7 protein-coding genes are annotated in these 6,313 nt (G+C 42.5%); 3 read left to right on the forward strand and 4 right to left on the reverse strand.

The genetic code is table 11. The features are described from left to right. Positions 1-76: 76 nt before the first annotated feature. The 3 genes from ASV53_RS21975 to ASV53_RS26270 are packed head-to-tail and all read left to right on the forward strand — an operon-like array spanning position 77 to position 1,086. Positions 77-568 (forward strand): hypothetical protein, encoded by a 492-nt coding sequence (locus tag ASV53_RS21975; protein WP_094958690.1) that lies wholly within the window; start codon positions 77-79, stop codon positions 566-568. Position 569: 1 nt separating this feature from the next. Further along, the gene (locus ASV53_RS21980; protein WP_062692570.1) at positions 570-815 is read left to right on the forward strand and encodes a hypothetical protein; all 246 of its coding nucleotides are present in this window, start codon (positions 570-572) and stop codon (positions 813-815) included. After that, complete coding sequence (locus tag ASV53_RS26270) at positions 805-1,086, forward strand: helix-turn-helix domain-containing protein (RefSeq protein WP_062692572.1); 282 nt, start codon at positions 805-807, stop codon at positions 1,084-1,086. The genes ASV53_RS21980 and ASV53_RS26270 overlap by 11 nt, the downstream gene beginning before the upstream one ends. A 376-nt stretch (positions 1,087-1,462) precedes the next feature. Here the strand turns inward: ASV53_RS26270 and ASV53_RS21990 are convergent, their stop codons facing one another. The 4 genes from ASV53_RS21990 to selA all read right to left on the reverse strand — a co-directional run bounded on the left by ASV53_RS21990 (position 1,463) and on the right by selA (position 6,239). After that, the gene (locus tag ASV53_RS21990) at positions 1,463-1,732 is read right to left on the reverse strand and encodes a D-fructose-6-phosphate amidotransferase (RefSeq protein WP_094958691.1); all 270 of its coding nucleotides are present in this window, start codon (positions 1,730-1,732) and stop codon (positions 1,463-1,465) included. Positions 1,733-1,936: 204 nt separating this feature from the next. Beyond that, complete coding sequence (gene selD / locus ASV53_RS21995) at positions 1,937-3,037, reverse strand: selenide, water dikinase SelD (RefSeq protein ID WP_094958692.1); 1,101 nt, start codon at positions 3,035-3,037, stop codon at positions 1,937-1,939. Positions 3,038-3,066: 29 nt separating this feature from the next. After that, positions 3,067-4,875, reverse strand: a complete 1,809-nt coding sequence (gene selB, locus ASV53_RS22000; RefSeq protein WP_094958693.1) for a selenocysteine-specific translation elongation factor — start codon at positions 4,873-4,875, stop codon at positions 3,067-3,069. Then, positions 4,872-6,239, reverse strand: a complete 1,368-nt coding sequence (selA, locus tag ASV53_RS22005) for an L-seryl-tRNA(Sec) selenium transferase (RefSeq protein WP_083541041.1) — start codon at positions 6,237-6,239, stop codon at positions 4,872-4,874. Before selA ends, selB begins: the two co-directional genes overlap by 4 nt. Positions 6,240-6,313 lie beyond the last annotated feature (74 nt).

Genomic DNA, 6,313 nt, shown 5'->3' on the forward strand with positions numbered 1-6,313 from the left:
TCAAATTACAATCGGAAAATGACAAAACGATCCAACATGAAATAGCCAGTTTGCCTCCTGTAATAGCGGAGATAAAATGATAAGAAAACTCCCATGTAGATTGTCGTACCATCCAAATGCTTTAAACCCTACCAGTTTTATGACTAACGTCCCACACCCGCAAGGTAAAAGTAGAGTGGTAAGAAAACCTTTTTACTTTCTTGATTGTGAAGAAGCGGCAATGCAAAGAGCAATAAACTTCAGTAATCGAAGGGGTAAAGAACTTTGGGGCTTGGAATGGAAGGAAGAAGGAAAGCTACTTTCAATGAGGCCATCCCCAATGAAGGGGAAAGTTGCGCCTAAATCTAAGAGCCGAATAACAGGTGTTAGGTATGGTGAACGACAAGTTAGATTAAAATCGGGTCGGTTAAGGGTCTACGCGTATTGGTACACCACTTGGTATGTCGATGGTAACCAGAAAAGAAAACAATTTGGTTATGGCGGAAAGAATGGACGAAAAGAAGCTGACGCGTTTAATGCCGCTGTAGAGCATAGGAACCTTATGGAACAAAAATATTATAAGGGGTAGCATGATTTTCAGTTTCGAAATTTTAATATACGATGATAAAAATAGAACTGCCGACAGCATTGCCATTTCAATAATTTGCGATATTGGTAGAACGGGATTAGTCGTTAAAGAAAAAGAAGATGGGATGTATGCTTCTGTTGCTATTGACGGTGAATCTTTTATTAAGTCAGCATTTGATATTATTGACGATATTAACACTGTCGATGGCCTGACGTGCGTAATGGTAAATAGTCTAGATGATAATTAGTGGATATATTTTAAGAGCTCACAGACTCAACCAGGGGATCAGTTGCAAATCATGCGCAGACTATCTCGATATTACAACAACTTACTTGTCATTAATTGAAACCGGAAAGAACAAACCATCAAAGAAAGTCCTAAAGAAAGCAGCTGTACTTTTTGATGTTGATGAGGGATATTTTCTAAGTCTTCCTGATAATTTAGTACCCGCTTTAGAGGCGACGAAAACCTTAACTAACATTGAAAGAAATATACTCTCTTCTTTGCTTAGTCACTAAAGTCACTGCCCGTAGATATATTGTCTATGGGCCAAAATTATCTATTTCCATTCTTTTTGCAAAAGTATTCTTTGCTCACGCCTAACTGTAACATTCCTCTCAAATTTGATTTGTGCTATCGCGTAATGTTTTGTTGTTTTTTTTACGTACTCGCTGCAACAAGGTACTCGCGTTTTCGGCGTTAAGGCGAGTTAGCTGTTTATGATAAATACTCGACGGGCTTATGTAGGCCCCTTGATTGATCGCGTTAGGAAGGAGTATATCGTCAATCAAGGAGCGGTTTTAACGCTGGTGCTGAGTTATGCCCTGATATAGGTTTAACTATTGTAATGCAGTCAATGAACGATGCGAGAACATGAGATCTTGCGTAATTCGACTATTGGTTTTTAGCTGAACTTAATCGGAAGTCATCAGTTGCACTAACCCAAGCAGGTTTGTTGATATATTTACCAAGTAGTAATGCAGGAATAATACAAAGCATCAAAGGAATGGCTTCTTTAAGGTAAGTTGCTGCCATTGCTTCTTCATGACTGATGTAGTTAAGTGCTGCCAGTACACTGAATAATATCCCTAGTACTGTCATCACAGATAAGATAATTAGCCCTAAACCTAATATATCGCGTAAGTAGATTTTGGAAGCGTCCACGGTTACATCCTCGTAAATACGTGAAAGAATAAATCGATACCAATCAGTTCCAAAAGATGAACTGATTGATATTACAGCGATACTATACGCCTAGTGTCATACGCTATTTTGATATACATCATACAAATAAAAAGAAACGACTTGATGAGACTCAAGTCGTTTCGTGGGTGTATTGTACGTTTTGTAGGAAAAGTGCCTGATTAGCTAACTAACTTTGATCCCTTCACCAGCTTCTGCCTGACCAACAACCCAATATGGTTCATTACGATCAGTAAACTCAGCCAGAACCTTGTCGATGTGATCAGCTGGCACTGCGATCAACAATCCGCCTGAGGTTTCGGGGCTGCATAGCTTGTATTGCCAAATGGGCTCTAAATCATCGTTAAAAGTGATGCTTGCTTTAAACGCATCAAGGTTGCGTTTTGCTGCGCATGGATAAATATCGTCGCGCGCGTAATCTTGTGATTCAGGTAAGAATGGAATTTGAGTGGCGGTAAAATGGAGGCAACATTGGCTCTTCTCTGCCATTTCAAGCGCATGACCAAGTAGCGAATAACCCGTTACATCGGTACAAGCTTTGATTGGATAACGAGAGATGATTTCCGCCGCGGCTTTATTGAGTTTTTTCATGCTGTCTGTTGCGGCTGTTAATGCGTAGTCACTCGCATTCCCTTGTTTCGCTGCGGTTGAAATAATGCCGGTGCCTAATGGTTTAGTCAGCACGAGAATATCGCCACTTTGTACATTAGATTTGGTCAATACTTTATCGGGATGAGTGATCCCCATGACAGATAAACCAAATTTAGGTTCATCATCTTCCACGGTATGCCCGCCAACTAAGACAGCGCCTGCCTCACGCACTTTTTCAGCACCGCCAGTCAAGATTTGGCCGACAATCTCTTGTGGTAGGCCAGCGGGTACGCAGAAAATATTCATAGCAAGGGTAGCTTGTCCGCCCATAGCGTACACATCACTAAGCGCATTCGCAGCGGCAATTGCACCGAAATCATAAGGATCATCCACAATTGGTGTAAAAAAATCCAAAGTCTGAATAACCGCGACATCATCATTAATTTTGTACACTGCCGCATCATCGCTAACTGTTAATCCGACCATAAGTTCGGGACACGCTTGTTGTGGAAACATCGGCGTTATTGAGGCGAGCACTTGCTCCATTGCTTTGGGGCCAATTTTAGCGGCACATCCTGATTTACGAGTCATTGATGTGAGCCGCGGTGTAGTAACTGTTGTTTGTTGTGCGTCAGTATTTGTATTTGTATTTGTATTGGTTTGGATTGTGGTCATAACATTTTCCTTCGATGATCAATTCCGCGTTATGCGATAGCAGATTCAAGGGTTTTAATGACTTGGCGATCATTTTCTATACGCTTAATCCAACCGTCATGCTCCATTCTATTTAATAGTGGGATCATGTATTTGCGTGATAACCCAGTGCGGTCCTTCGCATCGGAGATTGTGAATCTAGCATCCAGTACCAGCCCTTCGATCATCTCGGTGACAAGCTGCATGTAGAGGTTTTTTTCATAATAAATTTTGCCTTCGAGGGGGACGGCAAATCCTAAACGAACGAGATTTCTCAGTTCTTTTTGTGCTCCAGGGATTTTTTCTTTCTCGGCTTCGTAACCTTGTTTACCTGCTTGGTTCATTTTGGTCAGAATTTGCTTCGCGATTGGCGAGAGCTGTGCTTCGTTGCGACCAGTACCTAGTGAGAATAGCTCGCCAGCTTGGCGTAATTTCCCTTCATTACTTAAGTGTTCTAATAAAGCAGACAGTGCGTCTACTGGGATTTGGAGTTTGCTACTGAGTTCATTCGCCGATAAATCAATGTGCTCTTGGTTAAAAATGGACTCGATTAGGCTAAAAGTGTGGGTGCTAAATTCTTCGGTGAACAGCCACTCGCGGCAAGTAAGGTAACCAAATTCATTTGCCTCATCTTGGTTACGTTTTGCATAGCCATACAAAGACATATTGATCATGACATAGTCTTCCCAGGTTGGGTGTTCTGGCATGGCGGTGAGAAGTTCGTATAGCTTAGTACGATGCTGTTTAATGACTGGCCCACACCAGACAATGGCGCCACAATTGAGGATGCGGCTACCACCGTGTTGGATCAGCAAAGCGCGTTGATTCCAAAAACAACACGCAGATTCATTTAAATGTAAGCGTGCTAAATTAGTGCCTTTGAACACAAAGATTTTTGCAAGACAGTTAAATGTACCGAAAGCGACCTCTACTTCACTGTTATTGCGGCACTTGTTCTCGAACAACAAACTGTCTAAACGTACAATCAAGTCATTGGTCACAAAGCCTGCTTCTGGATTGTCAGTGAGGCAGAAGCCACGCTCAACATCCTTTTTCTTAATGCCTTTTAATGCAATAGCAACGCGAGATACAGGCTCTGCCGTATCAATATTCTGGTGGTAAGATTGCAGGCTCTTCACTTGTACTTTTTCGCCGGAGGGTTGCAGCGTGAGCTTTTGGCCTACGTGGAATTCACCGCCGCATAGGCTACCTGTCACAGTGGTACCTAAACCATTCACGGTGAAAATACGATCGATATAGAGATGTGCTTGTTGCTGGTGGGTATTAAACGTTAGCTCGGCTTCTTCTATTTTGTTATCTAGCCGATTACAAATATGCTGGCGAAGGCCATCTATGCCTTTTTTTGTGTGCGATGAAACAACGACAGAGTCAGGAATAAAACCTGCTATTTCAAGAAACTGCTCTAGCGCTTCTTCTTCGACTAATGCCAGCATATCAGCGTCAACTAAGTCGGCTTTAGATATGACAAGAGTGACGTTTTCGATCCCCATCGATGTGATGACTTTTAAGTGATCGGTCGACATTTGCATCCAGCCTTCATCGGCTGCGACCACAAATAGCACCATATCTAAGCTCCACACCCCTGCAACCATGTTGCGGATAAAGCGCTCGTGGCCGGGTACATCAATGACACCAACGGGTGTGCCGTCATGATGTTTAAAGTAAGCGAAACCAAGGTCTATGGTCATGCCTCGCTTTTTTTCTTGCGGGAGGTGGGCGGTGTCTATACCTGTTAATGCTTTTATCAGCGCCGATTTACCATGATCGACATGTCCTGCAGTGCCTACGACGTAGCTCATTGTAAGGCCTCCGTAAGTTGATTTCGGAGGTAAGCAATTTCTGAGTCGTCAATGGTGGCTAAATTTAGCTGCACTTTGTCATGCTTAATGACACCAATGACTGGCAGCGGCCAGCCTCGCATAAGATTAAGAAGTTTTTCAGGTGAACGGGCATATTTAGTGTTTTGAGGTATAAGCTCAACAGACCATGATGGAGTGGATTGATCGGGTAATGAACCTCCGCCCACCGTCATTTCTGAGCGTATCACTTGTACGCGATCGTTAAAGCCTTCGGCCAGTTGATCTGCACGTTCTTTGAGATTTTTTTCAGCCATGGTGCTTTTGGTTTCAGCAACACCTGAACCACTTTCAAGTTGGTTCAGCTTTCTTACTGCTAGCTCTTCAAGTAAAGAATACACAATGCGACTCGGACGAAATGCACGCATCATCGGGTTTTTCTCTAATCGCTGAATGAGCGATTGTTCGCCTGTGATTAATCCTGCTTGTGGCCCACCTAAAATTTTATCACCAGAAAAACACACGATATCTGCGCCAGCGTGAATGTAACTGGCAACGGTTGGTTCATCAGGCATATCTTCCACGGTTGTACCAGAACCTTGATCAACCGCTAAAATAACGTGTGGCGGTAACTCTTTCGCAAGTTCTTTGATGTCAGCCGATTCGGTGAAACCACGAATTTTGAAATTCGATGTATGGATCATCAAAACCATTGCGGTGTTTTCTGTGATCGCATCAAGATAGTCTTGATTTGTGGTGATATTGGTTGTGCCTACTTCGACTAGTTTTGCGCCAGATAACGCTAAAATATCGGGAATTCTAAAGCCGCCACCAATCTGGATTTGTTCACCTCGCGAGACTATCACTTCTTTACCTTGTGTCAGCTCGTGCAGCATAAGGTAAACAGAAGAGGCATTGTTATTCACGACAAGGGTATCTTCGCCTTTGACAAGGTGTGTCATCAGGGTTTGAATAATTCCTTTTCGTTTGCCGCGTTTTCCGGTTGATAGATCGATTTCAAGGTTGTTGTAATGGGTATTGACGTCTTCAACGCTTTGCCACAGTTCAGCATTAATAGGAGAGCGACCAAGGTTGGTATGAACAATGACACCCGTACCGTTAATCACACGCTGAAGGCGCTGTTGATTCATCACCCAACAGGCATGTTCGATATTATCGTAAAGCTGCTCAAGCGAAAATTCAGCACTAGTTGAGGCACTAAGGATATATTTTTTATAGCTTTTAACTTCATCACGAATAATATCGGTCACGATAGGACGACTTAGTCGGTCAATGTAAGATGAAATAAATGCTTTCTGAAGGATTTTTTCTATTTGCGGGATTGAAGATAAAATACTGACTGCCATATATAACCTCAGCGATGACTAAGTTTAAAATAGGCGGTCATATTTTTTTCATAGAAGTAATTTGACAGCCTATT

The organism is Photobacterium sanguinicancri, from assembly GCF_002265265.1.
GTDB classification, from domain to species: Bacteria; Pseudomonadota; Gammaproteobacteria; order Enterobacterales; family Vibrionaceae; genus Photobacterium; species Photobacterium sanguinicancri.

What these genes read in the sequence shown, in the direction of transcription:
- ASV53_RS21975 (WP_094958690.1), top strand. Translation starts at nt 77, where the DNA reads ATGATAAGAAAACTCCCATGTAGATTGTCGTACCATCCAAATGCTTTA.
- ASV53_RS21980 (WP_062692570.1), top strand. Translation starts at nt 570, where the DNA reads ATGATTTTCAGTTTCGAAATTTTAATATACGATGATAAAAATAGAACT.
- ASV53_RS26270 (WP_062692572.1), top strand. Translation starts at nt 805, where the DNA reads ATGATAATTAGTGGATATATTTTAAGAGCTCACAGACTCAACCAGGGG.
- selD (WP_094958692.1), bottom strand. Translation starts at nt 3,037, where the DNA reads ATGACCACAATCCAAACCAATACAAATACAAATACAAATACTGACGCA.
- selB (WP_094958693.1), bottom strand. Translation starts at nt 4,875, where the DNA reads ATGAGCTACGTCGTAGGCACTGCAGGACATGTCGATCATGGTAAATCG.
- selA (WP_083541041.1), bottom strand. Translation starts at nt 6,239, where the DNA reads ATGGCAGTCAGTATTTTATCTTCAATCCCGCAAATAGAAAAAATCCTT.